The sequence below is a fragment of the Pseudomonas sp. MIS38 genome (assembly GCF_019891575.1).
In the GTDB taxonomy this organism is placed as follows: Bacteria; Pseudomonadota; Gammaproteobacteria; order Pseudomonadales; family Pseudomonadaceae; genus Aquipseudomonas; species Aquipseudomonas putida_A.
Map to the genome: position 1 here is coordinate 432648 of NZ_JAFLXF010000001.1, position 26217 is coordinate 458864.

The window sequence follows — 26217 nt, forward strand, 5'->3', positions numbered from 1 at the left end:
GGGATCACTCGCGGAATTCACCGCCGTTGGCAGGCTGCGATTCAACTTCCAGCAACGTCAGTTTCAGGGTCTTGCCACCCGGAGCCGGCCAGTCGATGTGCTGACCGACCTTCAGGCCCAGCAGCGCGCTGCCGACCGGCGCGAGGATCGAGATCTTGCCTTCGTCGGCGTTGGCATCCTTGGGGTAGACCAGCGTCAGGTGATAGTCCTTGCCGCTGCCTTCTTCGCGGCAGTGCACGCGGGAATTCATCGTCACGACATCGGCGGGCACTTCATCGTGGCCGACCAGCGTATCGGCGCGGTCCAGTTCGGTTTGCAGCGCGATCACGCCCGGCGCAGCCTGGTCTTTCTCATTCAGGTTGTCGATCAAGCGCTCCAGACGTTGCACGTCCAGACGGGTAAGAGTGATGGAAGGTGCGGTCATGATCCGGGCAGACTCCTTTCTTCTGCACACAAAAAAAGCAAAACCCCGCCAAAAAAGACGGGGTTTTCACCAGGCCTCGATGGGTTGAGGCGTGTTCGGACACTATCACAGCTCAAAAAATATACAAGCCACCCACTTTTGATCTGGCAAGAACCCCTGTGGCGAGGGGATTTATCCCCGATGGGTCGCGCAGCGGCCCCAAGCTTCTGAGACTGCTGCGCAGTCTATCGGGGATAAATCCCCTCACCACAAGGTCGAGTCAAGTCAGGGCTTTTCGTGCGGCAGCCTGCTGGCAGATGATCCGACGGCGCTGATCGTCTGCCGAGCGCCATTCGCGAATATCCTCGACATGGCGGAAGCAGCCGAGACAAACCTTCTGTTCATCCAGCCGGCACACGCCGCTGCACGGCGAAGGCACGGCCGGGCTGATGTTGCTGTAAAGCGGCTTTGGCGGACGAACAGGTGCGGTGTCAGTCACGAAATCACAGACCTTCGAAATCGAATTCGACACCGGCCTGCTGCTTGACGATGCGCTCGAGCATCTCGCCCAGTTGCTCTTCGCTCTTGTCGCACATCCAGCGCTCGCTCTCTTCGTCGTAGTCGAAGTGGAAACCGCCGGAGACCGCCGCCAACCACAGCTGACGCAACGGCTCCTGACGACTGAAGATCAGCTGCGTGCCGTTTTCAAACTTCACAGTCAGTACACCGGCCGAGCTTTCCAGGTCGATATCCAGGTCGCTTTCGTCAAAGATGTCCTCCAGTTTTTCCTGGGTTTCATCGACCAGATCGTGGAAACGCGCTTCGGACAAACTCATTGTGGCAACCTCAAAAAATGTCTGATCAGGCTCAAGCGCCGCAAGATACGGACGCTGCCGGCCGATTGCAAAGATTAACGACCAAGCACCTGCCGGCACATCCAACACAACACATGTGGGAGCGGGCTTGCTCGCGAAGGGGCCGGCACATCCAGCATTTTTCTCGACTGGACCGACGCCTTCGCGGGCAAGCCCGCTCCCACAGGGGTTTATGCGTATTCAGACAGCCCCGCCGGACGGGAACCCCCTCGCATAGGCAAGCTGCCGGGTGGCCGGTATACTCCGGCGCAATTAACGCATTTTCAAGGATTTCGCCATGAAGCGCCTGATCTCTTCCCTTGCTGCGCTCGTCGCGGTTGCCTGCCTCGTTTCGGCCTGTGGTCAAAAAGGCCCGCTGTACCTGCCGGATGACGATCAGGACCCGGCCGAGCAAGCCCAGTCTTCGCAGAAGCAGCCGTCCAAAGCACACAAGCACGACGTTTACCAATAAGGGATCGCCATGGACGCTTTTAACTACCGTGGCGGGGAGCTGTTCGCGGAAGGTGTGGCGCTGTCCGCCATCGCCGACCGCTTCGGCACGCCCACCTACGTCTACTCGCGTGCGCACATCGAAGCCCAGTATCTGGCCTACGCCGACGCGCTGGCCGGCATGCCGCACCTGGTCTGCTACGCCGTCAAGGCCAACTCCAACCTCGGGGTTCTGAATGTCCTGGCCCGTCTCGGCGCCGGTTTCGACATCGTTTCCCGTGGCGAGCTGGAACGTGTACTCGCCGCTGGCGGCAGCGCCGACAAAATCGTGTTCTCCGGCGTCGGCAAGACCCGTGACGACATGCGTCGCGCGCTGGAAGTCGGCGTGCACTGCTTCAACGTCGAATCCACCGACGAGCTCGAGCGTCTGCAAGTCGTGGCTGCCGAGCTGGGTGTTCGCGCACCGGTCTCGCTGCGCGTGAACCCGGACGTCGACGCCGGCACCCACCCGTACATTTCCACCGGTCTCAAAGAGAACAAGTTCGGCATCGCCATTGCCGACGCCGAAGACGTGTACGTGCGTGCCGCGCACCTGCCGAACCTGGAAGTGATCGGCGTCGATTGCCACATCGGTTCGCAATTGACCACGCTGCCACCGTTCCTCGATGCCCTCGATCGCTTGCTGGATCTGGTCGACCGCCTCGGCGATTGCGGCATCCACCTGCGCCACATCGATCTCGGTGGCGGCCTGGGCGTGCGTTATCGCGATGAAGAGCCGCCGCTGGCCGGCGACTACATCAAGGCCGTGCGCGAGCGTCTGAACGGCCGTGACCTGGCGCTGGTGTTCGAACCGGGCCGCTTCATCGTCGCCAACGCTGGCGTGCTGCTGACTCAGGTCGAGTACCTCAAGCACACCGAACACAAGGATTTCGCCATCGTCGACGCGGCGATGAACGACCTGATCCGCCCGGCGCTGTATCAGGCCTGGATGGACGTCACTGCGATCAAACCGCGTGACTCCGCTGCGCGCAAATACGACATCGTCGGCCCGATCTGCGAAACCGGCGATTTCCTCGCCAAGGATCGTGAGCTGGCGCTGGAAGAAGGCGACCTGCTGGCCGTGCATTCGGCCGGTGCCTACGGCTTCGTGATGAGTTCCAACTACAACACCCGTGGCCGTGCCGCTGAAGTGTTGGTAGACGGTGATCAGGTTTTTGAAGTGCGCCGCCGCGAAACCGTGGCCGAGCTGTTTGCCGGCGAAAGCCTGCTGCCGGAGTAACCCATGCTGCTGCGTTTTACCAAAATGCACGGCCTGGGCAATGACTTCATGGTTCTCGACCTGGTCAGCCAGCACGCGCATATTCAGCCCAAGCACGCCAAGCAATGGGGCGACCGGCACACCGGTATCGGTTTCGACCAGTTGCTGATCGTCGAAGCGCCGAGCAACCCGGACGTGGATTTCCGTTACCGGATCTTCAACTCCGATGGCTCGGAAGTGGAACAGTGCGGCAACGGTGCGCGCTGCTTCGCCCGCTTCGTGCTCGACAAACGTCTGACGGCCAAGCGGCAGATTCGCGTCGAGACCAAGGGCGGCATCATCGAGCTGGACGTGCGTAACGACGGCCAGATCGGGGTGAACATGGGCGCGCCGCGTCTGGTGCCGGCGGATATTCCGTTCGACGCACCGGCGCAGGCCAGCAGCTATCAGCTGGAAGTCGACGGCACCACGGTCGAACTGGCCGCTGTGTCAATGGGCAACCCCCATGCGGTGCTGCGCGTACAGGACATCAACAATGCACCGGTGCATGAACTGGGGCCGAAAATCGAACACCATCCGCGCTTCCCGGCGCGGGTCAACGTCGGTTTCCTCCAGGTCATCGACCGCAACCGCGCGCAGTTGCGCGTCTGGGAACGCGGCGCCGGGGAAACCCAGGCCTGCGGCACCGGCGCTTGCGCCGCGGCTGTCGCGGCCATCAGCCAGGGGTGGATGGATTCGCCGCTGTTGATCGACCTGCCCGGCGGGCGTCTGTCCATTGAATGGGCAGGCCCTGGCCACCCGGTGCTGATGACCGGCCCGGCAGTGCGTGTATACGAAGGACAAGTGCGTCTTTGAGTGAGCAGAAGCCATGACCGATAAGCCTCAGGTACCCGCCCGACAGTCCGACGAATCAGCGTCCGAGAGCCTGGAGGCGGCAGCGGTTGCCGCATACCTGGAGGCTCATCCGGACTTCTTCGTCGAGCACGAAGAACTGCTGCCTGCCATGCGCATTCCCCACCAGCGCGGTGACACCGTTTCGCTGGTCGAACGCCAGATGAGCATCCTGCGCGACCGCAACATCGAGATGCGCCACCGCCTCTCGCAGTTGATGGACGTCGCCCGCGACAATGACCGGCTGTTCGACAAGACCCGCCGCCTGATCCTGTCGCTGATGGACGCGGCCAGTCTGGAAGACGTGGTGATCAGCGTCGAAGACAGCCTGCGCCAGGACTTTCAGGTGCCCTTTGTCAGCCTGATCCTGCTCGGCGACAACCCGGCACCGGTTGGCCGCTGGGTGACTCATGCCGACGCGCAAACCGCGATCGGCGGTCTGCTCACCGAAGGCAAGAGCGTCAGCGGCACTCTGCGAGAACATGAGCTGGACTTCCTGTTCGGCGAAGAACAGCGCAAGCAGATCGGCTCCACCGCGGTAGTCGCGGTCAGCCATCAAGGCATCCACGGCATTCTGGCGATCGCCAGCCGTGATCCGCAGCACTACAAGAGCTCGGTCGGCACGCTGTTCCTCAGCTACATCGCCGAAGTCATGGGCCGCGTGCTGCCACGGGTCAACAGCTCCCTGCGCTCGGTACGCTGAGCATGGAACGACAACTGGACGCTTACTGCGAACACCTGCGCAGTGAGCGACAGGTGTCGCCGCACACCCTGTCGGCCTACCGCCGCGACCTCGATAAAGTCCTCGGCTGGTGCCTCAAGCAGAACATTGGCAGTTGGGCGGCGCTGGATATTCAGCGTCTGCGCAGCCTGATCGCCCGCCTGCATGCGCAGGGCCAGTCGTCACGCAGCCTTGCCCGATTGCTCTCGGCGGTGCGCGGGCTCTATCACTATCTGAATCGCGAAGGTCTGTGCGACCACGACCCGGCCACCGGACTGGCGCCGCCGAAAGGCGAACGGCGCCTGCCGAAAACTCTCGACACCGACCGTGCTTTGCAACTGCTGGAAGGTGCCGTCGAGGATGATTTTCTGGCGCGGCGCGATCAGGCGATTCTCGAACTCTTCTATTCCTCGGGCCTGCGCCTGTCCGAGCTGACCGGGCTCAATCTCGATCAGCTGGATCTGGCCGACGGCATGGTTCAGGTGCTCGGCAAGGGCAGCAAGACCCGCCTGCTGCCGGTCGGCAAAAAGGCCCGCGAAGCACTGGAGCAATGGCTGCCGCTGCGAGCCATGACCAACCCGGCCGACGACGCCGTATTCGTCAGCCAACAAGGTCGGCGCCTCGGCCCACGGGCGATTCAGGTGCGAGTAAAACTGGCCGGCGAGCGCGAACTGGGGCAGAACCTGCACCCGCACATGCTGCGGCATTCCTTTGCCAGCCACTTGCTGGAATCCTCGCAGGACCTGCGCGCGGTGCAGGAACTGCTCGGCCACTCGGACATCAAGACCACGCAGATCTACACCCACCTGGACTTCCAGCACCTGGCGGCGGTCTATGACAGCGCCCACCCACGGGCCAAACGCAGCAAAGGCGACGATTCATGAACATCCAGTTGATCACCTTCGACCTCGACGACACTCTGTGGGACACCGCCCCGGTGATCGTCAGCGCCGAAGCGGTATTGCGCCAGTGGCTGAGCGAACACGCGCCGAATCTGGGCGCGGTGCCGGTGGAGCATTTGTGGGGGATTCGTGAGCGGGTACTGGCCAGCGAACCGGGTCTCAAGCACCGCATCAGTGCGTTACGTCGGCGGGTGCTGTTCCACGCACTGGAGGAAGCCGGGTACGCCCACGGCGAAGCTGCGGATCTGGCCGACAAAAGCTTTGAAGTATTCCTGCATGCGCGGCATCAGATCGAGGTGTTCCCGGAGGTCGAACCGACCCTGGAAATCCTTGCCAACCACTACGCCCTCGGCGTGGTCACCAACGGCAATGCCGACGTGCGTCGATTGGGCCTGGCGGATTACTTCAAGTTTGCCTTGTGCGCGGAAGACATCGGCATCGCCAAGCCGGATGTGCGGCTGTTTCACGAGGCGTTGCAACGCGGTGGTGTGAGTGCGGAAGCGGCCGTGCACATTGGCGATCATCCGGGCGATGACATTGCCGGGGCACAGCAGGCGGGCATGCGCGCGATCTGGTTCAACCCGGCGGGCAAAGTCTGGGAAGCCGAGCGGCTGCCGGATGCCGAGATCCGTAGCCTGACCGATTTGCCGGCAGTGCTCGCCCACTGGAATGCCCTCTCGAACTGATCCACTATCCCCTGTGGGAGCGGGCTTGCTCGCGAAGAGGCCGTGTCAGTCAACATACAATTTGAATGACACACCGCTTTCGCGAGCAAGCCCGCTCCCACAGGGGATTGCGTGTATCCATGACCTCTTTGTTTCAGGCATGAAAAAGCCCGCAGCGACGGCGGGCTTTTTCAGCAAGCAGGTAGCACGCCTCAGAGCCTCAGATAGGGCGGCTGCCGTACTTGTTATCCGGCTTCTTGGGCGGATCGGCGACCACGTTGGCCTCCACTTCCTGCACCTTGCCACCGCGCGCAAGGAATTCTTCCATGGCCTTGGCCAGGGCGTCGCGCTCCTTGTTCTTGGCTTCGATGCTCGGCAACTCGTCGATCGACACCGCAGCCTTGGCTTTGCCTTTGGCAGCCGGGGCCGGCGTATCGTCACCGCCATCGTCGTCAGCAACGTCTTCCGCTGCTGCTTCCAGGCCTTCCTCGGCCTCGTCTTCGTCGCCTACTTCGAGGTCGTCGTTTTCCAGATCATCGTCGCTCATGTTCTACCTCATGACTTGCGAAAAGCAGATTAGTTATAGACCAGCTTTGGCGACTGTCGAAAGTCGCCGTAAAAAAATCGGTAACCGCTGGTGACCAACGGTTTACGCCCCTTCACCGTGCAGGGTGGCGAGGACTTTACGGGCACCGCCATGATCACGGTGCTCGCCCAGATAAACACCTTGCCAGGTCCCCAGAGCCAGTCGCCCTGCCGAAACCGGCAGACTGATCTGACAGCCAAGTACGCTGGCCTTGAAGTGCGCCGGGAGGTCGTCCAGGCCTTCGTCGTTATGCTCATAGCCGTCTGTTCCTTGTGGGATCAGACGATTGAAAAATCGTTCGAAGTCGCGACGGACCGCCGGATCGGCGTTCTCGTTGATGGTCAACGACGCCGAGGTATGCTGCAGCCACAAATGCAACAGACCGACCCGGCACGCCTTGAGTTCAGGCAGGCCGGCGAGTAACTCGTCCGTTACCAGATGAAAGCCCCGGGGCCGTGCCCGCAGGGTTATCAGAGTCTGTTGCCACATACAGTTCTCCGCACGTTCGGGGCGCATTCTAGCGCGCTCTGGGAAAAAACAAAGGCCCTAATATTCCTGCAATGATGTAAGCGATTGGCCGCAGAAAAATGCCCGCCGTAAACACGACCAAAGCCGTACGAAAAATCCTTTCAGCCACTACCTGAATGACAAATTCCAGACAAAAAAATGCCCGGCAAGCCGGGCAAGTTTTTTCGATGCGCGTACTTACAGGTTGTAGCCGCGTTCGTTGTGTTGTGCCAGGTCCAGACCCACTGCCTCTTCTTCCTCGGTGGCACGCAGGCCCATGACCACGTCCAGTACCTTGAGGATGATGAAGGTGACGATCGCGGTGTAGATCACCGTGAAGCCGACGCCTTTGCACTGAATCCACACTTGCGAAGCGATGTCGGTCACGGTGCCGAAGCCGCCCATGGCCGGTGCGGCGAACACACCGGTGAGGATTGCGCCGAGGATACCGCCGATACCGTGCACGCCGAAGGCATCCAGGGAATCGTCGTAACCGAGTTTGCGTTTCAGCGTGGTCGCGCAGAAGAAGCACACCACACCGGCCGCCAGACCGATGATCAGCGAGCCCATCGGGCCCACGGTACCGGCTGCCGGCGTGATTGCCACCAGACCTGCAACCACACCCGAGGCAATGCCCAGTGCGCTAGGTTTGCCGTGGGTGATCCACTCGGCGAACATCCAGCCCAGTGCAGCGGCAGCGGTAGCGATCTGAGTCACCAGCATCGCCATGCCGGCAGTGCCGTTGGCGGCCGCGGCGGAACCGGCGTTGAAGCCGAACCAGCCGACCCACAGCATGGCCGCGCCCATCAGGGTGTAACCAAGGTTGTGCGGTGCCATCGGGGTGGTCGGGAAGCCTTTGCGCTTGCCCAGCACCAGGCACGCAACAAGACCGGCGATACCGGCGTTGATGTGGACCACGGTGCCGCCGGCGAAATCGAGCACGCCCCAGTCGCCCAGCAGCGAACCCGGACCGCTCCAGACCATGTGCGCGATCGGCGCATAGACCAGCGTGAACCAGACGCCCATGAACACCAGCATCGCGGAGAACTTCATGCGCTCGGCGAAGGCACCGACGATCAGCGCCGGGGTGATGATGGCGAAGGTCATTTGATAAGTGACGAACACTGCTTCAGGGAACAGCGCTGCCGGGCCGGTAATGCTGGCAGGCGTGACGCCCGCGAGGAAGGCCTTGGCAAAGCTGCCGACGAAGGAGTTCAGGTTGACGACGTTGGCTTCCATCCCGGTGGTGTCGAACGCCATGCTGTAGCCATAAAGGAACCACAGGATGGTGACCAGGCCGGTAATGGCGAAGCACTGCATCATCACCGAAAGAATGTTTTTCGACCGCACCATGCCGCCGTAGAACAGCGCGAGGCCCGGAATAGTCATGAACAGCACGAGGGCTGTGGAGGTCAGCATCCAGGCGGTGTCGCCGGAATTGAGGACTGGAGGCGCCACCGGATCTGCCGCCATAGCCAGGCCGGGCATTACGATGGACAACAGGGCGCCTAGCCCTGCGAATTTACGCAGAGTCATATTGTTTTCTCCTGGGGCGTTGGGTTTGTGGCGGCGTTTAGATCGCGTCGGTATCGGTTTCGCCGGTACGGATGCGGATCGCCTGTTCCAGATTGACCACGAAGATCTTGCCGTCACCGATCTTGCCGGTGTTGGCAGCCTTGGTTATCGCCTCGATAACCCGATCCAGATCCTTGTCGTCGATAGCAACGTCGATTTTCACCTTGGGCAGAAAATCGACCACATACTCCGCGCCGCGATACAGCTCGGTGTGACCCTTCTGCCGGCCGAAGCCTTTGACTTCAGTAACGGTAATGCCCTGCACGCCGATTTCGGACAGCGACTCGCGCACGTCGTCCAACTTGAACGGCTTGATGATGGCAGTGACTAGCTTCATGAAACTCTCTCCCGAATTGGTGGACTTGCCCCAGGAAAACAAACCCGACTCAAGTCTAAGCGCAGTGCCTGGCTTTGTAACGCATCGTCGGCCTTACCTGCCCGACTGACGCCAGCTAACCGCTGCCGGCGAAACTCCCCGTCCCGCCTGCCGCACTGCATTCGTCACAGCGACTGCATCAGTGCATGGGTCACTACCGACTAAGCAGAAAGCTTGCCATCTCGCCAAATTCCTCTGATTTCAAGCCCTTGGCCGCTGCCACAGGCGCCCGCGCAAAAAAGCCCCGACGGTTACGCACAACAACGGTGCGCTGCCGTCCGTCCGCTTGCGCGAAAAGCGTGCATCCGTGCCTGCGTCAATGACTATAGACACTGCGTGATACACTGCCCGCCACTGTTTACAGGACACATTCCATGCTCGCGCCCAAAGACTTCCTCGACGCCCTGAGCGGCACCGCCTCCCGCCTGTTCAGCGGCGACACCCCGCTGCCGAAAGCCGAAATCGAAAGCCAGTTCAAGATGCTGCTGCAGAGTGCGTTCAGCAAACTCGATTTGGTGAGCCGTGAAGAGTTTGATAGTCAGATGGTTGTATTGGCGCGTACCCGTGCTCGCCTCGAAAGCCTTGAGGCCAAAGTCGCCGAGATGGAAGCCAAGCTGACGCCGCCGGCCGAGTAAGTCTGCAGACCCTGAGCCAAAGTGCCTTGAAGTTTGCGAAAGAAATTAAACCGCTCCTGCCGAGGCAGGAGCGGTTTCCGTCAGATCAATCCTCTACAACGAATTATTCCAACGGTCTCGCAGAAACTCGTACAGGCGAAAAGCCCATAGCGCGATTCTGACGAGGCGCCACATATGTTTAAGAAACTTAGACATACTTTGGCCCTCCTTGCGTGGGGCCAAACCTCCGATGCACTTTCCGGCGTACGAACACCTTCGGGACTACACGTGAGTATGTCCGCCAAGGCGGCCGGGTGTGGGTTCCTCAAATACAGCACCGGCACGGGTCTCACACCGTGTCGAGGAACATGAAGTCTTTGCGCTCCCGGCCACACTTCGCGAATACCCCATGAGTGGGCATCGTCATTGCGGACTTTATGACAGCCCTTAGAAAGCGATTTAAACAACTTGTATCAAGTCGTTATGAGGCGCTATCAACGGGACCGTTGCCCCCCTTTCAAGCCCATCTGATACTTGCGCCAATGAGCAAACATGCATAACCTGATCGCACGTGAGTGTGTCCGCAAAGGATACGCAGGCCTTGGCCTCACCGAAGCCTGCAAACTGAAAACCGTCTCCTCAAGGCGGTTTTTTTTCGCCTCGAAATTGGTTGACCGCTTTCCCGCAACATCCAGTGAAAGTTCGCCCCCGCCTGATCGCCCTTCCCCAACTACCCTTCAAAAACCCGCAGGAAGCGGTCCCCGATTCAGCTCAAGGAACGACCATGTCCCTCTCCATCGTCCACAGCCGCGCCCAGGTTGGCGTGGATGCTCCCGCTGTCACCGTCGAAGTCCATCTCGCCAACGGTCTGCCCTCGCTGACCATGGTCGGCCTGCCTGAAGCGGCGGTAAAGGAGAGCAAGGATCGCGTGCGCAGCGCGATCATCAATTCCGGGCTGCAGTTTCCGGCGCGGCGGATCACCTTGAATCTGGCGCCGGCGGACTTGCCCAAGGATGGCGGGCGCTTTGATCTGGCGATTGCCTTGGGGATTCTGTCGGCGAGTGTGCAGGTGCCGTGTCTGACGCTGGATGATGTGGAATGCCTTGGTGAACTGGCGTTGTCCGGCGCTGTGCGGCCGGTACGCGGGGTGTTGCCGGCGGCACTGGCGGCGCGCAAGGCCGGGCGGGCACTGGTGGTGCCGCGGGCGAATGCCGAGGAAGCGTGCCTTGCTTCGGGTTTGAAGGTGTTTGCGGTGGATCATCTGCTGGAGGCAGTGGCGCATTTCAACGGGCATACGCCGGTCGAGCCTTATGTCTCGGACGGGCTGATCCATGCGGCGAAACCTTATCCCGACCTCAATGAGGTGCAAGGACAGATGGCCGCGAAACGGGCGCTGCTGATCGCGGCGGCGGGCGCACACAACCTGTTGTTCAGCGGGCCGCCGGGGACCGGCAAGACCTTGTTGGCAAGTCGCTTGCCGGGCCTGCTGCCGCCACTCTCCGAATGCGAGGCGCTGGAAGTGGCGGCGATTCAATCGGTCGCCAGCGGCGTGCCACTGACCCATTGGCCGCAGCGACCATTCCGTCAACCGCACCATTCTGCATCGGGGCCGGCGCTGGTCGGTGGCAGCTCGAAACCGCAACCCGGCGAGATCACCCTCGCCCACCACGGTGTGCTGTTTCTCGACGAGCTTCCGGAATTTGATCGCAAGGTGCTGGAGGTGCTGCGCGAGCCGCTGGAATCCGGGCATATCGTGATTGCCCGAGCCAAGGATCGCGTACGCTTTCCCGCGCGTTTCCAGTTGGTGGCGGCAATGAATCCTTGCCCCTGTGGATATCTTGGCGAGCCGAGCGGCAAGTGCTCTTGTACACCGGACATGGTGCAGCGCTACCGCAACAAGCTATCGGGGCCGTTGCTGGATCGGATCGATCTGCACCTGACGGTGGCGCGGGAAGCGACGGCGTTGAATCCGGCAGTGAAGCCAGGCGAGGACAGCGCCAGTGCGGCAGCCGTGGTGGCCGAGGCACGCGAACGCCAGCAAAAGCGTCAGCGTTGTGCCAATGCGTTCCTCGATCTGCCAGGCCTGAAGCGGCACTGCCAGTTATCCACAGCCGATGAGAAATGGCTGGAGTCAGCCTGCGAACGGCTGACCTTGTCACTACGCTCAGCTCATCGTTTGCTCAAGGTCGCCAGAACCCTGGCAGACCTTGAGCAAGTCGATGCAATCAGCCGTGAGCATCTGGCCGAGGCGCTGCAATACCGGCCGGCGACGCCTTAATGCTCGGTCAGATCCACCAGCGGCGCCTGTCGCACTTCGGTTTCACGCCCGGCCTGGATTTCGCTCACGCGCTTCAAGGCGTTATCCACAGCGCCTTTGTCTGCCAGCAGGCTGTAGCTGATCTGAAACTGTTGGCTGGCCTTTGGCGCAATGGTCGGCACCAGATTCAGCGGACGCTGATAGCGGCGGTTGTAGGAAAAGCTGGTGCCCGGCTCAAGCCCAGTGACATAGCCCTGCCCTTGGGTATCGGTATTTTTCCACAGGGAAAACACTGGCAGCTGCTGTGTATTGAAGCCAACAGAGACACCGAGGCTGCCAGCCTTGTTGTGCAAAACAGTCAGGGTTTCGCCTTTTGCGTCGGCGTAGGGCACGACGTTATAGACGGTTTCGTCGTAGTCCTTGGTTGGACCGCGATAAGTCTGCCAGTCCGCCAACTCGGCTTTGGCCTTGTCGTTGAACGGCGAGACCTGTTTCACCGGCGCCGCGAACCGCGCGCCCTGCTCAAGGAACGGTGTACTGAAGTTGCTGTGATACAGCGCCTGGTATTCCTTCGGATAATCGCCGTTGTTGGTCAGCGTATCGTTGAGGGCAAAGCGCACGCTGCCCGGCTCGGTGACCAGCTCAGTGACGACCGAGAAATCGACTTTCTTGAACGCCTGTTCCTTCAGTTCACCGCGCAGACTGATGGCGTAGGGTGGTTTTTCATCGATGTGCAGCGTGACAGTGCTGGCCGGAATGTTCGCGGCGCGGCCGTGCAGGGTCAGCATCTCGCCATTGTCGATGCCCGGATGGCCGACCCATTCGTAACCGCAGCGGGTCACCAGCTCATTGAAGCCTTCCAGCCAGCCCAGACCACCGCGTCCATTGAGTTCGATGAAGGCCGGGTTGACCACTTCCTTGACCGGCGAATCCCAACCCATGCGCACGTTACCAACCGACGCCTGCAAGACATTCATGCCGCGGGTCGGCACCACCGAGAGTTTCATCGTGCCGTTATCGATATCGACGATGCTGACACCTTCCTGTCGTCCGCCGTGCAAGGTTCGCAGACTCACGGAGAAAGGCTTGTCGGTTTTCAACCCGAGCTGCTCACTGGTAATGCTCCAGTTTTGCGCGGGCTTGTTGGTATCGAGGAGTACGTAATCCCAGGCCATGGCGTGGGAAGCAGCAGAGAGTGCGCCGAATGCAACGGCGAGTTTGAACGGGGTCATGGCAGCAGCCTTTATTGGAGTTGTGCCATTTTTATAGCGCTGCGGAAACGTTTCAGCAAGTGCAATGGAGCTTGCGATCGTGTGATTTACCAAGAACTGGCGGGGATCCATTCGCGAGCAAGCTCGCTCCCACAGGGATCTCGGGTGTTCACAGAATCTGTGATTCACGCCGGAAACTGTGGGAGCGAGCTTGCTCGCGAAAGCTATATCAAGGCTGTATCAACGAAAGCGATCAACCTCGGAACGCAGATCCGCCGCCAGCTTTTCAAGCTCTTTGGCGGTGACCGCAAGGTTCGACACCACCTCACGCTGCTCACTGTTGGCCAGCGCAATGCTCTGCAGGTTACTGCTGAGCAAAGTAGCCGTGCTGCTCTGCTCCTGGGTCGCGGTGGTAATCGCGGCGAACTGCTGCCCTGCCGAACGGCTCTGCTCATCGATCCGCGCCAGCGCCGACGCCACGTTGGCGTTGCGCGACAGGCCTTCCTGCATCAGCAGGTTGCCCTGCTCCATGGTGCTGATGGCGTTGCCGGTTTCCTGCTGGATGCTGTGAATCATCCCGGAGATTTCATCAGTGGCCTGACGGGTGCGCGACGCCAGGTTACGCACCTCATCAGCGACCACGGCAAAACCACGGCCCTGTTCACCGGCACGGGCCGCTTCGATGGCCGCGTTGAGCGCCAGCAGGTTGGTCTGTTCGGCAATCGAGGTGATCACACTGACAATGCCGCCGATTTCCTGGGAACGCTGGCCAAGGGTGTTGATCACGGTAGCCGTGGTGTTCAACGCACCAGCGATTTGCTCAAGCGACGAAGACGCTTCGTCCATGGAAGTACGACCGATCTGCGTCTGCTGAGCGTTTTCCTGGGCCAGACGCTGGGTGGCACCCATGTTGTCGGCAATGTTCAGCGAGGTGGCGCTGAACTCTTCAACTGCGCCGGCCATGCTGGTGATTTCGCCGGACTGCTGCTCCATGCCTTCGTAGGCACCACCGGACAAACCGGACAATGCCTGGGCGCGGCTGTTGACCTCTTCCGAGGAGCGGCGGATGTGTTCGACCATCGTCGACAGCGCCTGGCTCATCTGGTTGAACGCACGGGACAACTGTCCGATCTCGTCGTTGCTCGACACGTTCAGGCGCACGCTCAGATCACCTGCGCCCAGCGCTTCGGCCTGACGCACCAGATCACTCAGCGGCGCCAGTTTGCTGCGCAGCAACCACACCACCGAACCCACCGCCAACAGCATCGCCAGCAGGCTGCCGATGGCCAGTTGCGTGCCGACGCTCCAGGTCACCGCGCGAATCTCGGCTTTCGGCATACTCGCCACCACCGCCCACGGCCCACCGTCAAATGGCACCGAAACGCTGTAGAAATCTTCGTTCTTGTCGCCCCAGAACTGACCTTTGCCAGGGGTTTTGGCCAGAGCGCCAATCACCGTAACCGCCTGATCCAATGCCTGGACGCCCGCCGGGGCCACCAACCATTTGTTCTGCTCATCCAGCAGCGCCAGCGAACCGGTCTGGCCGATGCGGAAGCGCTTGAGGTTGTCGAACTGGGCGTTCTGCGCATCGGTGTAATCAAAACCAACGAACAACACCGCAATCACTTTGCCGCTGCCATCGCGCACCGGGGTGTATTGGGTCATGTAGGAACGATCAAACAGCAGCGCGCGGCCGACGTAACCCTGACCCGCCATCAACTTCGCGTAGGCCGGGTGTGCGTGATCGAGCAGAGTGCCGATAGCGCGCGTGCCGTCCTGTTTGGTCAGCGAGGTGCTGACCCGCACGAAGTCTTCGCCGCTACGCACGAACAGCGTGGCAACGCCGGCGGTCATCTGCTTGAACTCGTCGACTTCCTTGAAGTTGTTGTTCAACACTTCGCTGCCCAAGTGCAGGCCCGGGGTCTGGGTGCCGGCGACGTTCACCGGTTCATCCGGGTGAATGCTCAGGCCCGCGCTGAAGCGTTTCTCGAACAGCCCGCTCAGGCGCTGGGTGCTTTCGCGCAGCGTGCCGTGGAAAGTGCTCAACTGGTCGGCCAGCAGCCGCGCCTCACTGGCGAGGTGCTCTTCACGGGTGGCGAGGTTGGCGGAATCCAGCGAACGCAGGGCGAACACCGTACTGCCGCTGATGACGATCGCCAGTATCACGGCGAGCGCGAGGCCCAGCTGCGAGGCGATCCGAGCGCGAGGTTGAGACATGGACAGCTCCTGGCCGAACTTGCCGATCCTCCTTGATCGCAGCTCGGATAATTTTCTAATGGGGGTGAATCGTGGATACCTGCACGAGGGTTCCACATGCACGTATTCGGCGGTAAAGCCGAATACTTGAGCGAACAGCAGGGTTATGGCACAAGGCCGGCATTGTGGCGGCTCTAACGTTTCAGCTCAAGCGCTTGACCACCGGCAACGCCATGGCTCGCACTTCGCCTTGCAGGAAGTCGCTGAGACGGCGCAAACGTTCACCTCCCGGACGGGTTTTTGGCCACACCAGGTAATAATTCAGTCCGCTGGCGACCGCGGTCGGCCATGGCAGGCTCAGTCTTCCTTGCGCCACATCTTCGGCGACCATCAGCAGATCGCCCATCGACACCCCGTAGCCTCGCGCCGCGGCGATCATCCCCAGTTCGAGGGTATCGAACACCTGCCCACCCTTGAGCGACACCTGATCGGACAGGCCCATGTGCTCCAGCCAACTGCGCCAGTCACGCCGATCCGGGGTCGGATGCAGCAACTCCGTGGAGGCCAGCCGCGCCACATCCCACGGCTGGTCATTCAGCAGGTTCGGCGCGCCGACAGGAATCAATTCCTCGGGAAACAGCAGGCTGGCCTCCCAGTCCGGCGGGAAGTGCCCATCGCTCAGCAGCACCGCGCAGTCGAACGGCTCGTTGTTGAAGTCCACCGAATCCACGTCCATCCAGGCACTGGTCAGTTGCACTTCGTTGCCGGGCTGTAAGTGACGAAAACGGCTGAGCCGGGCCAGCAGCCAGCGCATGGTCAGGGTCGACGGCGCTTTCATGCGCAGAATGTCGTCTTCGGCGCGCAAGGTGTTGCAGGCGCGCTCCAGCGCCGCAAAACCATCGCGAATGCCGGGCAACAGCAGCCGCGCCGACTCCGTCAGTTGCAGGTTGCGCCCACTGCGATGAAACAGCTTGCAGGCGAAATGTTCTTCCAGCGTCTTGATGTGCCGGCTGACTGCACTCTGGGTGATCGACAATTCCTCGGCCGCCCGGGTGAACGAGCTATGCCGCGCCGCCGCTTCGAATGCGCGCAGGGCATACAAGGGAGGAAGACGACGGGACATACACAAAGCTCCTTTAGCGGCATCCGGCCACCCCGGCGAGGTTTACTCATGATGAGTTTTAATCATGCCACCCATCCTTTTTATCCTTTTGTGCAAACCCTGCCAAGCGCCGAGAATCGACGGTCTCTTGTTCCCTCTGATTGATGGGTGGTGATGACCATGCAGCATCCTGTGCGTACCGAACTCTGGGCCCTCCTGCGGCTGGCAGGGCCGTTGATCGCTTCACAGTTGGCGCACATGTTGATGGTGCTGACCGACACCCTGATGATGGCGCGCCTCAGCCCCGAAGCCCTGGCCGGCGGCGGACTGGGCGCGGCGAGTTACTCGTTCGTGTCGATTTTCTGCATCGGCGTGATTGCAGCGGTCGGCACGCTGGTGGCGATCCGTCAGGGCGCCGGCGACATCATCGGCGCGGCACGCCTGACCCAGGCTGGGCTGTGGCTGGCGTGGCTGATGGCGCTCGGCGCCGGGTTGCTGTTGTGGAATCTGAAACCGGTGTTGCTGCTGTTCGGCCAGACCGAAACCAACGTCAACGCCGCTGGACAATTTTTGATCGCTCTGCCCTTCGCCCTGCCCGGCTATCTGAGCTTCATGGCCCTGCGCGGTTTCACCAGTGCGATCGGCCGGGCGACCCCGGTGATGGTCATCAGCCTCGGCGGCACCGTGGCCAACTTCCTGCTCAATTACGCACTGATCACCGGCATGTTCGGCCTGCCGAAACTGGGGTTGACCGGCATCGGTCTGGTCACGGCAATCGTTGCCAACTGCATGGCGCTGGCCCTCGCCTGGCACATTCGCCGGCACCCGGCCTACGACGCCTACCCATTGCGCGCCGGCCTGTCACGACCAAATCGTCAGTACCTGAAAGAACTGTGGCGCCTCGGCCTGCCGATTGGCGGTACCTACGCGGTGGAAGTCGGCCTGTTTGCCTTCGCGGCGCTGTGCATGGGCACCATGGGCAGCACGCAACTCGGCGCACACCAGATCGCTCTGCAGATCGTTTCGGTGGCGTTCATGGTGCCGGCGGGGATGTCCTACGCGATCACCATGCGCGTCGGCCAGCACTACGGCGCCGGGCAACTGAGCGATGCGCGGATGTCCGGCCGGGTCGGCATCGTTTTCGGTGCGGTGGTGATGCTGGGTTTTGCCATGGTGTTCTGGCTGTTGCCGAATCAGTTGGTCGGGTTGTTCCTTGATCACAACGATCCGGCCTTTGCCGAAGTGATTCGTCTGGCGGTGAGCCTGCTGGCGGTGGCGGCGTGGTTCGAGCTGTTTGACGGCACGCAGACCATCGCCATGGGCTGCATCCGTGGACTCAAGGATGCGAAAACCACGTTTCTGGTTGGCCTTGCTTGTTATTGGTTGATTGGCGCACCGGCGGCGTGGTGGATGGCGTTCCACCTGAACTGGGGGCCGACGGGCGTCTGGTGGGGATTGGCGCTGGGCCTGGCCTGCGCGGCGGTGAGCCTGACGCTGGCGTTTGAATGGAAGATGAAGCGGATGATTCAGCGCGAACCTCTGTCATCAAACCAGTACACAGTCGCTCAGGCAGACTGAGATTCCCTTGTGGGAGCGGGCTTGCTCGCGAAAGCGGTGGGTCAGGCAGCCTATGCTTTGACTGACACGACGCCTTCGCGAGCAAGCCCGCTCCCACAGGGATTCATGCCTAACCCGGAGATTGCGTTCAACTGACGATCTCGAGGGCTGGCTGCTGGCTAGAGCCGAAGGTCAGGTATTCAACCAGCTCTGCCAACGGCAACGGCCGGCTGATCAGATAACCCTGCACCTGATCACAGCCAAACCCGCGCAGCAGATCCAGTTGCTCCGGGGTCTCCACCCCCTCGGCCACCACTTCCAGGTGCAGGTTGTGCGCAAGGTTGATCATCGCGTGCACCAGTTTGCGGTTCTCTTCGCGCTGCTCCATGCCGCCGACAAAGCTTTTGTCGATCTTCAGCAAGGTGATCGGCAGGCTGTTGAGGTGCACGAACGAGGAGAACCCGGTGCCGAAGTCATCCAGCGAGAAACGCACGCCGAGACGGCCGAGGGCGTCCATGGTCTGTTTGACCAGATCGCTGCGGCGCATCACGGCGGTTTCGGTGAGTTCAAATTCCAGCCACTGCGCCTCGACCCCGCGCTCGGCAATCAGCCGACTGAGCGTCGGCAGCAACTGGCTGTCCTGAAACTGGCGGAACGACAGGTTGATCGCCATGTGCAGCGCCGGCAGCCCGCGCTCGCGCAGTGCCTGCATGTCGCGCAACGCGCGGGAAATCACCCAGTAGCCCAGCGGCACGATCAAACCGCTCTGCTCGGCCAATGGCACGAATTCGCTGGGCGGCAACAGGCCGCGTTCGCCATGGCGCCAGCGCACCAGGGCTTCGAGGCCGACGATCTGCCCGTCTGCAAGATTCAGCCGTGGCTGGTAGTGCAGCTCCAGCTCATCGCGGCGCAAAGCCCGGCGCAACTCGCTTTCGAGGTCGGCCATGCTCCGGGCGTTGCGGTTGATGCGTTCGTTGAAGATATGGAAGGTGCAGCCCTGCGTGCTCTTGGCCTGCTGCATGGCGATGTGCGCGTGCCACATCAGCGGGTCGGCGCCGCCCTGCGCACGGGCATGGGCGATGCCGAGGCTGGAGCCGATCAACAGGCTTTCGCCATCGACCCAATACGGTTCGGCGAGGGCTTCGGTAATGCGTTCGGCCATCCACTCGGCGCGTTGCGGCGCGCGACGGGTGTCGATCAGCAGGGCGAATTCGTCGCTACCGAGGCGCGCCAGTTGATCCCCGGCCTCAAGCTGACTTTTCAGCCGCGCGACGACCTGCAAGATCAAGCGATCGCCGGCCTGATGACCGAGGGCGTCGTTGGCGTGACGGAAGTTGTCGAGATCGAGATGCCCGAGGGCCAGACCACGGCCGTCGTTTTCCGCCAGGCGCGCCGCGAGCAGGGTCTGGAAGCCCTGGCGGTTGGCGATGCCGGTCAGAGGATCCTGTTCGGCCAGGCGTTGCAGGGTGTTTTCGAGAACGCCGCGTTCACGCACATGGCGCAGACAACGGCGCAGCATGCCGGCGTCGAGGGCGTCGAACACCAGCCAGTCACTGACGCCAACCGGCGCGGTGACCGGCTCGTGATCCAGCAGCAACACCGTCGGCAGGCTGCAACGGCCCGGGGCCGGCTGCAACGCGGGAACGGTCAACAACACCGCGTGACGATTGTCTTCGAACAGACTGCTGACCGACTCCCAGCTCGGCGCACTGATCAGCACCGCCGCGCTCCCCATCGGAGCCAGACACTCGCGCAATAACGCTGTCCACGCTGGCTCTTCGGCCAGTAGCAGCAAACGCAAGGGTTCGACAGGCGTAGACAAGCTAGCTCCCTAGACTCTGCAATGATGTGGGCGGGGCATTATGCCGTTGCGATGTTCAATGACAACGATTATCAGAACGTTATTTTGTGTCACGAATGAGAACATTAGCCGCAAAATCACCGTGTATCCTCCGCGAAAGTAACAAAACCGGCAAATTTGAATCGCGTGGTACGTCACAAGTCGGACAGAGCAGCACAAATCGCTGAGCCTGTTAAAATGCCGGCCCATTTCGTCAACGACTCCCGAATTTTCGTATGTCCCGACTCAATCCCCGGCAGCAAGAAGCCGTGAACTACGTCGGCGGCCCTCTATTGGTGCTCGCCGGCGCTGGCTCCGGCAAGACCAGCGTGATCACCCGCAAGATCGCGCACCTGATCCAGAACTGCGGCATCCGCGCCCAGTACATCGTCGCCATGACCTTTACCAACAAGGCCGCGCGCGAGATGAAGGAGCGGGTCGGCACCCTGCTGCGTGCCGGCGAAGGTCGCGGCCTGACGGTCTGCACCTTCCACAACCTGGGCCTGAACATCATCCGCAAGGAGCATGCGCGGCTGGGCTACAAACCCGGTTTCTCGATCTTCGACGAGACCGACGTCAAAGCCCTGATGACCGACATCATGCAGAAGGAATACGCAGGCGACGACGGCGTCGACGAGATCAAGAACATGATCGGCGCCTGGAAAAACGACCTGATCCTGCCGGCCCAGGCGCTGGAAAACGCGCGCAATCCGAAAGAACAGACTGCCGCCATCGTCTACACCCACTATCAGCGCACGCTCAAGGCGTTCAACGCGGTGGACTTCGACGACCTGATCCTGCTGCCGGTAAAGCTCTTCGAAGAGCACGCCGACATCCTCGAAAAGTGGCAGAACAAGGTGCGTTACCTGCTGGTCGACGAATACCAGGACACCAACGCCAGCCAGTACCTGCTGGTGAAGATGCTGATCGGCAAGCGCAATCAGTTCACCGTGGTGGGCGACGACGACCAGTCGATCTACGCCTGGCGCGGCGCACGGCCGGAAAACCTGATGCTGCTCAAGGATGACTACCCGTCGCTGAAAGTGGTGATGCTCGAGCAGAACTACCGCTCCACCAGCCGCATCCTGCGCTGCGCCAACGTGCTGATCTCGAACAACCCGCACGAATTCGAAAAACAGCTGTGGAGTGAGATGGGCCACGGCGACGAGATCCGCGTGATCCGCTGCCGCAACGAGGACGCCGAAGCCGAGCGCGTGGCCATGGAAATCCTCAGCCTGCACTTGCGTACCGACCGCCCGTACAGCGATTTCGCGATCCTCTATCGCGGCAACTACCAGGCCAAGCTGATCGAACTGAAGTTGCAGCACCACCAGGTGCCGTACCGCCTGAGCGGCGGCAACAGCTTCTTTGGCCGTCAGGAAGTGAAGGACCTGATGGCCTACTTCCGCCTGATCGTGAACCCGGACGACGACAACGCCTTCCTGCGCGTGATCAACGTGCCGCGCCGGGAAATCGGCTCGACCACCCTGGAAAAACTCGGCAACTACGCCACCGAACGCAAGATCTCGATGTACGCCGCCACCGACGAAATCGGTCTGGGCGAGCATCTGGACAGCCGCTTCACCGATCGCCTGTCGCGCTTCAAGCGCTTCATGGACAAGGTCCGTGAGCAGTGTGCCGGCGAAGACCCGATCTCGGCGCTGCGCAGCATGGTCATGGACATCGACTACGAGAACTGGCTGCGCACCAACAGTTCCAGCGACAAGGCTGCGGACTACCGGATGAGCAACGTCTGGTTTCTGATCGAGGCCTTGAAGAACACCCTGGAAAAAGACGAAGACGGCGAAATGACCGTCGAGGACGCCATTGGCAAACTGGTCCTGCGCGACATGCTCGAGCGGCAGCAGGAAGAAGAGGACGGCGCCGAAGGCGTGCAGATGATGACCCTGCATGCGTCCAAGGGCCTGGAATTCCCTTACGTGTTCATCATGGGCATGGAAGAGGAAATCCTCCCGCACCGCTCCAGCATCGAAGCCGACACCATCGAGGAGGAACGCCGCCTGGCCTACGTGGGTATCACCCGCGCCCGTCAGACCCTGGCGTTCACCTTCGCCGCCAAGCGTAAACAGTACGGCGAGATCATCGACTGCGCGCCAAGCCGCTTCCTCGATGAGCTGCCGCCGGACGACCTGGCGTGGGAAGGCAACGACGACACACCGACCGAAGTCAAAGCCGTGCGCGGCAATAGCGCATTGGCTGATATACGCGCGATGTTAAAGCGCTAGAATTGACCACTTTTTTAAAGCTTAGGGCGCACAAGCGCTGAACGAGGACAGCTTCATGGAAGCATTGCAGCAGAAAATCCGCGAACAAGGCATCGTGCTTTCCGACCAGGTCCTGAAAGTCGACGCCTTCCTGAACCACCAGATCGACCCGGCCCTGATGAAGCTGATCGGCGACGAATTCGCCACGCTGTTCAAGGATTCGGGCATCACCAAGATCGTCACCATCGAAGCCTCGGGCATCGCTCCGGCGATCATGACCGGTCTGAACCTCGGCGTGCCGGTGATCTTCGCCCGCAAGCAACAGTCCCTGACCCTGACCGAAAACCTGCTGTCGGCGACCGTTTACTCGTTCACCAAGAAGACCGAAAGCACCGTGGCCATCTCGCCGCGTCACCTGACCAGCAGCGACCGCGTGCTGATCATCGACGACTTCCTGGCCAACGGTAAGGCTTCGCAGGCGCTGATCTCGATCATCAAACAGGCTGGCGCCACCGTCGCCGGTCTGGGCATCGTGATCGAGAAGTCGTTCCAGGGCGGCCGTGCCGAGCTGGATTCGCAGGGCTATCGCGTTGAATCGCTGGCCCGCGTGAAATCGCTGAAGGATGGCGTCGTTACCTTCATCGAATAAGCCACACCGCATTACCCCCTGTGGGAGCGGGCTTGCTCGCGAAGGCGTCGTGTCAGTCGAGCTATTCTTTGACTGACACGACGCCTTCGCGAGCAAGCCCGCTCCCACAGTTGGTTTTGGGGTGAGCCGTTACTGCGCGGTGGCTTTGAGGCCGGTAAGGAGCAAGCGCTGGAAAAGGTCTTCTTTCAGGCCTTCCGGGTTGGTCAGTTGCATACGTTCAAGGTGTTCGGGGAACGTCGAAGCCTCCGGCGCATCCAGCGCAGCCTTGCCCAGCTCCAAGATCTCGCTCAGCTTGAACTTGCTCTTGAGCCAGTTCAGCGCCCGCAGCAGATCCCGCTCGATCGCGGTGAAATCACAGCCCAGCGGATATTCCGGAAACAGGTTCGGATGCTTCGCGGCGATCGCCTGCAAGCGTTGCGGGGTGTTCTCCGCGAAACGCGGATCGAGGCGGAAATCCTTCGGCAGTTTGCCGACCTTCTGCGCCTGCTCGATCAGTTCTGGCTGGAAGCGTGAATCGCTGATGTTCAGCAACGACTCGATTACCACCGCATCGGTCTTGCCGCGCAGATCGGCAATGCCGTATTCGGTGACCACGATGTCGCGCAGGTGCCGTGGAATCGTGCAATGCCCGTACTCCCAGACGATGTTCGAGCTGACCTCGCCGCCGGACTCGCGCCAGCTGCGCAGGATCAGAATCGAGCGCGCATCGTGCAGCGCGTGGCCCTGGGCGACAAAATTGTATTGCCCGCCGACACCGCTGAGCACCCGCCCGTCTTCCAATTGATCGGCCACACCCGCGCCCATCAGCGTCATAGTGAACACGGTGTTGATGAATCGCGCATCGAGACGCTGCAAGCGCTTGAGCTCTTCCTGCCCGTACAGCTCGTTGATGTAGCTGATGCGGGTCATGTTGAATTCGAGGCGCTTGCTCAGCGGCAGCTCGCGCAGGCGCTCGTAGAAACTGCGCGGGCCGAGGAAGAAGCCGCCGTGCACCGAGATGCCATCGGTCTGCGCCGACTCATCGAGGGTGCCGGCGTTGGCCTGCTCCTGAGTGTGCACGTCGGGGTAGACCTTGCGCCGGATGATCCCGGCATCGGCCAGCACCAGCAGACCGTTGACGAACATTTCGCTGCAGCCATACAAACCCTTGGCGAATGGCGCAGTACCGCCCTCGCGCTCGATCAACTGCGCCCACTGGCTGAGATTGATGTCGTTGAGCAAGGCTTGGTAACCAGCGTTGTCCGCCTGCCGCGCGAGCAATGCGGCCGTGAGCGCGTCGCCCATCGAACCGATGCCGATCTGCAAGGTGCCGCCGTCGCGCACCAGGGTGCTGGCGTGCAAACCGATGAAGTGATCCTGAAAACCCACCGGCATGTTCGGCGTGGAAAACAGCGTGCTGCTGTCCTTCGCGTCGATCAGCAGGTCGAAGGTGTCGATATCGACTTCGGCATCGCCGGGCATGTACGGCAGATAGGTGTGCACTTGACCGACCAGCAGAATGGTCTCCCCGGCGTCGCGGCGCTTGGCGATCATCGGCAACAGGTCGAGGGTGATGTCCGGGTTGCAGCTCAGGCTCAGGCGATCGGGATGTTCGCTGCTGCTGGCGAGCAATTGCGCCACCAGATTGAGGCCGGCGGCATTGATATCGCGGGCGGCGTGGCTGTAGTTGCTGCTGACGTAGTCCTGCTGAGCCGGCGCGCTGTTGAGCAGGCTGCCGGGCTGCATGAAGAACTGTTCGATGCGGATGTTGGCGGGCAGGCTGTCACGCTGCAGATCGGCGAGGAAATCGAATTCGGGGTAGTCGCCGAACACGCGCTCGACGAAGGGTTCGATGAAGCGCTTCTGCAGACCGTCGCCCAGCGTCGGCCGCCCCAGGCACAGCGCGGTGTACATCGTCAGCTGTCGTTCGGGCAAATCCTTGATCCGCCGGTACAGCGCGTTGACGAAGTGATTGGGCTTGCCCAAGCCCAGCGGCATGCCCATGTGGATATGCGCCGGCAGGCGTGCAAGCACCTCGTCCACTGCCTGTTCGATCGAACACAACTGCACCATCTGAAGCCTCCTGCCCGTTCCGTGAATAGGGGTAGACCGAGCTTGCCTCGACTTTGCTGCAAAGGACAGCGAAAGCCGTGAATCGCAGGCACAAAAAAACCGTCCGAAGACGGTTTTTTTCGTCAGAAGCGCGGCTTATTTCAGGCCGGACATCTTCTGGATCGCGCCTTTCAACTCGTCATCCGAGCAGTCGGCGCAGGTACCTTTGGGTGGCATCGAATTCAGGCCAGTGATGGCTTTGGCCAGCAGGCCGTCGAGGCCGCCCTGGTGATCAGCACGGTCTTTCCAGGCCGCTGCGTCACCGATTTTCGGGGCGCCCAGCAGGCCCGTGCCGTGACAAGCGTTGCAATGTTTTGCAATCACTTCATCCGGCGTCTTCGCCCCACCACCGCCGCCAGCGGAGGCAGCGACTTCCATCCCTTTGCATTCCTGCCCCTGAACGCACACCTGGCCGACCGGCTCGAGGCGCTTGGCAATGTCGTCATTCGTCGCAGCTTGAGCGCTGACAGCCCAGAGGGCCAGTACGGTTGCTGGTGCGGCCAGCATTTTCATAATTAGGTTCACGCGTTCACCCTCAATGGTGGCTATTCACGCCTGCGGCCACGGTTCGCAGGCGGGCGCAAGTATAGCGGGTAGCCCGCCACACTGAAACAACCCCATAGTCGAAGGGGTTATACCGCGCTGTGGAAAAACTCATCGGATGCCTTCACCGTCATGGCCTGGCACCTCTGTCTTTAAAAATTCGCCGGCGTGGCTGCGCTGATTAGTCGCGCGGGCGCGTCGAACGGATTACGGAAACGGTGCGGCTTGGTACTTTCAAAATAGTAGCTGTCGCCGGCTTCGAGAATAAAAGTTTCCAGACCCACCACCAGTTCCAGACGCCCTTCCACCAGAATCCCGGTTTCTTCGCCTTCATGGGTGAGCATTTCTTCGCCGGTATCAGCGCCCGGCGGGTAGATCTCGTTGAGAAACGCGATGGCCCGGCTCGGGTGCGCGCGGCCGACCAGTTTCATGGTCACCGCGCCGTCGGAGATGTCGATCAGCTCGTTGGCCTTGTAGACGATCTGGGTCGGGACTTCCTGCAGGATTTCTTCGGAAAAGAACTCGACCATGGACATGGGAATCCCGCCCAGAACCTTCCTCAGCGAACTGATCGAAGGGCTGACGCTGTTCTTTTCGATCATCGAAATGGTGCTGTTGGTGACGCCCGCGCGTTTGGCGAGTTCACGCTGGGAAAGCCCTTTGAGCTTGCGGATCGATTGCAGTCGTTCACCGACGTCCAAGGCGGGAGCCTCCTGATGTTGTAAGAATATTGAGCGTTATCAT

25 protein-coding genes are annotated in these 26217 nt (G+C 61.1%); 11 read left to right on the forward strand and 14 right to left on the reverse strand.

What is annotated here, in order from left to right; genetic code table 11:
- Nucleotides 1–4: 4 nt before the first annotated feature.
- From rnk to cyaY, 3 genes are all read right to left on the reverse strand, one after another.
- A complete protein-coding gene (gene rnk, locus J1G18_RS01945) occupies nt 5–424 on the reverse strand; it encodes a nucleoside diphosphate kinase regulator (RefSeq protein WP_003229397.1) in 420 nt (139 codons plus the stop codon).
- 259 nt (nt 425–683) lie between these two features.
- Nucleotides 684–902 carry a DUF1289 domain-containing protein gene (locus J1G18_RS01950; protein WP_098966236.1) on the reverse strand — a complete coding sequence of 73 codons (219 nt, stop codon included), beginning with the start codon at nt 900–902 and terminating at the stop codon, nt 684–686.
- 4 nt (nt 903–906) lie between these two features.
- On the reverse strand, nt 907–1239 hold the full coding sequence (gene cyaY / locus J1G18_RS01955) for an iron donor protein CyaY (protein WP_003229398.1): 333 nt from the start codon (nt 1237–1239) through the stop codon (nt 907–909).
- 316 nt (nt 1240–1555) lie between these two features.
- On the opposite strand from cyaY, the gene lptM reads away from it, so the two are divergent.
- The 6 genes from lptM to J1G18_RS01985 are packed head-to-tail and all read left to right on the forward strand — an operon-like array spanning nt 1556 to nt 6165.
- Nucleotides 1556–1729 (forward strand): LPS translocon maturation chaperone LptM, encoded by a 174-nt coding sequence (gene lptM, locus J1G18_RS01960; protein WP_007911098.1) that lies wholly within the window; start codon nt 1556–1558, stop codon nt 1727–1729.
- Nucleotides 1730–1738: 9 nt separating this feature from the next.
- Complete coding sequence (gene lysA / locus J1G18_RS01965; RefSeq protein ID WP_098966238.1) at nt 1739–2986, forward strand: diaminopimelate decarboxylase; 1248 nt, start codon at nt 1739–1741, stop codon at nt 2984–2986.
- 3 nt (nt 2987–2989) lie between these two features.
- Nucleotides 2990–3820: a diaminopimelate epimerase gene (gene dapF / locus J1G18_RS01970; RefSeq protein WP_139055128.1), complete on the forward strand. Its 831-nt coding sequence runs from the start codon at nt 2990–2992 to the stop codon at nt 3818–3820.
- 13 nt (nt 3821–3833) lie between these two features.
- Complete coding sequence (locus J1G18_RS01975) at nt 3834–4559, forward strand: DUF484 family protein (RefSeq protein ID WP_097089519.1); 726 nt, start codon at nt 3834–3836, stop codon at nt 4557–4559.
- Nucleotides 4560–4561: 2 nt separating this feature from the next.
- On the forward strand, nt 4562–5461 hold the full coding sequence (xerC, locus tag J1G18_RS01980) for a tyrosine recombinase XerC (RefSeq protein ID WP_003229409.1): 900 nt from the start codon (nt 4562–4564) through the stop codon (nt 5459–5461).
- Nucleotides 5458–6165 (forward strand): HAD family hydrolase, encoded by a 708-nt coding sequence (locus J1G18_RS01985; RefSeq protein ID WP_223007015.1) that lies wholly within the window; start codon nt 5458–5460, stop codon nt 6163–6165. Before xerC ends, J1G18_RS01985 begins: the two co-directional genes overlap by 4 nt.
- 199 nt (nt 6166–6364) lie before the next feature.
- Here J1G18_RS01985 and sutA read toward each other — a convergent pair whose 3' ends face one another.
- The 4 genes from sutA to glnK all read right to left on the reverse strand — a co-directional run bounded on the left by sutA (nt 6365) and on the right by glnK (nt 9149).
- Nucleotides 6365–6691, reverse strand: a complete 327-nt coding sequence (sutA, locus tag J1G18_RS01990; RefSeq protein WP_003229413.1) for a transcriptional regulator SutA — start codon at nt 6689–6691, stop codon at nt 6365–6367.
- 102 nt (nt 6692–6793) lie between these two features.
- A complete protein-coding gene (locus J1G18_RS01995; RefSeq protein WP_003229414.1) occupies nt 6794–7219 on the reverse strand; it encodes a secondary thiamine-phosphate synthase enzyme YjbQ in 426 nt (141 codons plus the stop codon).
- A gap of 216 nt (nt 7220–7435) precedes the next feature.
- Entirely contained in the window at nt 7436–8773 is a 1338-nt protein-coding gene (locus J1G18_RS02000; RefSeq protein WP_025113244.1) for an ammonium transporter, read from the reverse strand.
- Nucleotides 8774–8810: 37 nt separating this feature from the next.
- Complete coding sequence (gene glnK / locus J1G18_RS02005; RefSeq protein ID WP_002555808.1) at nt 8811–9149, reverse strand: P-II family nitrogen regulator; 339 nt, start codon at nt 9147–9149, stop codon at nt 8811–8813.
- 413 nt (nt 9150–9562) lie between these two features.
- On the opposite strand from glnK, the gene J1G18_RS02010 reads away from it, so the two are divergent.
- Nucleotides 9563–9823, forward strand: coding sequence for an accessory factor UbiK family protein (locus J1G18_RS02010; protein ID WP_007920416.1), 261 nt, complete (start codon nt 9563–9565; stop codon nt 9821–9823).
- A 763-nt stretch (nt 9824–10586) separates the two neighbouring features.
- The gene (locus tag J1G18_RS02015) at nt 10587–12080 is read left to right on the forward strand and encodes a YifB family Mg chelatase-like AAA ATPase (protein WP_223007016.1); all 1494 of its coding nucleotides are present in this window, start codon (nt 10587–10589) and stop codon (nt 12078–12080) included.
- Here the strand turns inward: J1G18_RS02015 and J1G18_RS02020 are convergent.
- The 3 genes from J1G18_RS02020 to J1G18_RS02030 form a co-directional block, all read right to left on the reverse strand.
- Nucleotides 12077–13291: an aldose 1-epimerase family protein gene (locus tag J1G18_RS02020; RefSeq protein WP_098966246.1), complete on the reverse strand. Its 1215-nt coding sequence runs from the start codon at nt 13289–13291 to the stop codon at nt 12077–12079. The genes J1G18_RS02015 and J1G18_RS02020 overlap by 4 nt on opposite strands.
- Nucleotides 13292–13510: 219 nt before the next feature.
- Nucleotides 13511–15487 carry a methyl-accepting chemotaxis protein gene (locus J1G18_RS02025; RefSeq protein ID WP_027610434.1) on the reverse strand — a complete coding sequence of 659 codons (1977 nt, stop codon included), beginning with the start codon at nt 15485–15487 and terminating at the stop codon, nt 13511–13513.
- 181 nt (nt 15488–15668) lie between these two features.
- Nucleotides 15669–16589, reverse strand: coding sequence for a LysR substrate-binding domain-containing protein (locus tag J1G18_RS02030; protein WP_047596753.1), 921 nt, complete (start codon nt 16587–16589; stop codon nt 15669–15671).
- Between the two features lie 159 nt (nt 16590–16748).
- Here J1G18_RS02030 and J1G18_RS02035 point away from each other — a divergent pair, with 159 nt between their 5' ends.
- The gene (locus tag J1G18_RS02035) at nt 16749–18146 is read left to right on the forward strand and encodes a NorM family multidrug efflux MATE transporter (protein ID WP_223007017.1); all 1398 of its coding nucleotides are present in this window, start codon (nt 16749–16751) and stop codon (nt 18144–18146) included.
- 127 nt (nt 18147–18273) lie between these two features.
- Here J1G18_RS02035 and J1G18_RS02040 read toward each other — a convergent pair whose 3' ends face one another.
- The gene (locus J1G18_RS02040; protein ID WP_223007018.1) at nt 18274–19947 is read right to left on the reverse strand and encodes a putative bifunctional diguanylate cyclase/phosphodiesterase; all 1674 of its coding nucleotides are present in this window, start codon (nt 19945–19947) and stop codon (nt 18274–18276) included.
- 254 nt (nt 19948–20201) lie between these two features.
- Here J1G18_RS02040 and rep point away from each other — a divergent pair, with 254 nt between their 5' ends.
- Entirely contained in the window at nt 20202–22211 is a 2010-nt protein-coding gene (gene rep, locus J1G18_RS02045; RefSeq protein ID WP_027610430.1) for a DNA helicase Rep, read from the forward strand.
- 55 nt (nt 22212–22266) lie between these two features.
- Nucleotides 22267–22839: a xanthine phosphoribosyltransferase gene (locus J1G18_RS02050; RefSeq protein WP_007962388.1), complete on the forward strand. Its 573-nt coding sequence runs from the start codon at nt 22267–22269 to the stop codon at nt 22837–22839.
- Between the two features lie 129 nt (nt 22840–22968).
- Here the strand turns inward: J1G18_RS02050 and J1G18_RS02055 are convergent, their stop codons facing one another.
- The 3 genes from J1G18_RS02055 to J1G18_RS02065 form a co-directional block, all read right to left on the reverse strand.
- Nucleotides 22969–24891, reverse strand: coding sequence for an acetyl-CoA hydrolase/transferase C-terminal domain-containing protein (locus J1G18_RS02055; RefSeq protein WP_223007019.1), 1923 nt, complete (start codon nt 24889–24891; stop codon nt 22969–22971).
- 135 nt (nt 24892–25026) lie between these two features.
- Nucleotides 25027–25443: a c-type cytochrome gene (locus tag J1G18_RS02060; protein WP_025112727.1), complete on the reverse strand. Its 417-nt coding sequence runs from the start codon at nt 25441–25443 to the stop codon at nt 25027–25029.
- Nucleotides 25444–25625: 182 nt separating this feature from the next.
- Nucleotides 25626–26174: a cupin domain-containing protein gene (locus J1G18_RS02065; RefSeq protein WP_007920393.1), complete on the reverse strand. Its 549-nt coding sequence runs from the start codon at nt 26172–26174 to the stop codon at nt 25626–25628.
- Between the last annotated feature and the right edge of the window lie 43 nt (nt 26175–26217).

What these genes read in the sequence shown, in the direction of transcription:
- lysA (WP_098966238.1), top strand. Translation starts at nt 1,739, where the DNA reads ATGGACGCTTTTAACTACCGTGGCGGGGAGCTGTTCGCGGAAGGTGTG.
- J1G18_RS02035 (WP_223007017.1), top strand. Translation starts at nt 16,749, where the DNA reads ATGCAGCATCCTGTGCGTACCGAACTCTGGGCCCTCCTGCGGCTGGCA.
- J1G18_RS02055 (WP_223007019.1), bottom strand. Translation starts at nt 24,891, where the DNA reads ATGGTGCAGTTGTGTTCGATCGAACAGGCAGTGGACGAGGTGCTTGCA.
- J1G18_RS02000 (WP_025113244.1), bottom strand. Translation starts at nt 8,773, where the DNA reads ATGACTCTGCGTAAATTCGCAGGGCTAGGCGCCCTGTTGTCCATCGTA.
- cyaY (WP_003229398.1), bottom strand. Translation starts at nt 1,239, where the DNA reads ATGAGTTTGTCCGAAGCGCGTTTCCACGATCTGGTCGATGAAACCCAG.
- dapF (WP_139055128.1), top strand. Translation starts at nt 2,990, where the DNA reads ATGCTGCTGCGTTTTACCAAAATGCACGGCCTGGGCAATGACTTCATG.
- J1G18_RS02050 (WP_007962388.1), top strand. Translation starts at nt 22,267, where the DNA reads ATGGAAGCATTGCAGCAGAAAATCCGCGAACAAGGCATCGTGCTTTCC.
- J1G18_RS02060 (WP_025112727.1), bottom strand. Translation starts at nt 25,443, where the DNA reads ATGAAAATGCTGGCCGCACCAGCAACCGTACTGGCCCTCTGGGCTGTC.
- xerC (WP_003229409.1), top strand. Translation starts at nt 4,562, where the DNA reads ATGGAACGACAACTGGACGCTTACTGCGAACACCTGCGCAGTGAGCGA.
- rnk (WP_003229397.1), bottom strand. Translation starts at nt 424, where the DNA reads ATGACCGCACCTTCCATCACTCTTACCCGTCTGGACGTGCAACGTCTG.
- J1G18_RS01995 (WP_003229414.1), bottom strand. Translation starts at nt 7,219, where the DNA reads ATGTGGCAACAGACTCTGATAACCCTGCGGGCACGGCCCCGGGGCTTT.
- J1G18_RS02025 (WP_027610434.1), bottom strand. Translation starts at nt 15,487, where the DNA reads ATGTCTCAACCTCGCGCTCGGATCGCCTCGCAGCTGGGCCTCGCGCTC.
- lptM (WP_007911098.1), top strand. Translation starts at nt 1,556, where the DNA reads ATGAAGCGCCTGATCTCTTCCCTTGCTGCGCTCGTCGCGGTTGCCTGC.
- J1G18_RS02015 (WP_223007016.1), top strand. Translation starts at nt 10,587, where the DNA reads ATGTCCCTCTCCATCGTCCACAGCCGCGCCCAGGTTGGCGTGGATGCT.
- J1G18_RS02010 (WP_007920416.1), top strand. Translation starts at nt 9,563, where the DNA reads ATGCTCGCGCCCAAAGACTTCCTCGACGCCCTGAGCGGCACCGCCTCC.
- J1G18_RS02030 (WP_047596753.1), bottom strand. Translation starts at nt 16,589, where the DNA reads ATGTCCCGTCGTCTTCCTCCCTTGTATGCCCTGCGCGCATTCGAAGCG.
- rep (WP_027610430.1), top strand. Translation starts at nt 20,202, where the DNA reads ATGTCCCGACTCAATCCCCGGCAGCAAGAAGCCGTGAACTACGTCGGC.
- sutA (WP_003229413.1), bottom strand. Translation starts at nt 6,691, where the DNA reads ATGAGCGACGATGATCTGGAAAACGACGACCTCGAAGTAGGCGACGAA.
- J1G18_RS01975 (WP_097089519.1), top strand. Translation starts at nt 3,834, where the DNA reads ATGACCGATAAGCCTCAGGTACCCGCCCGACAGTCCGACGAATCAGCG.
- J1G18_RS02020 (WP_098966246.1), bottom strand. Translation starts at nt 13,291, where the DNA reads ATGACCCCGTTCAAACTCGCCGTTGCATTCGGCGCACTCTCTGCTGCT.
- J1G18_RS01985 (WP_223007015.1), top strand. Translation starts at nt 5,458, where the DNA reads ATGAACATCCAGTTGATCACCTTCGACCTCGACGACACTCTGTGGGAC.
- glnK (WP_002555808.1), bottom strand. Translation starts at nt 9,149, where the DNA reads ATGAAGCTAGTCACTGCCATCATCAAGCCGTTCAAGTTGGACGACGTG.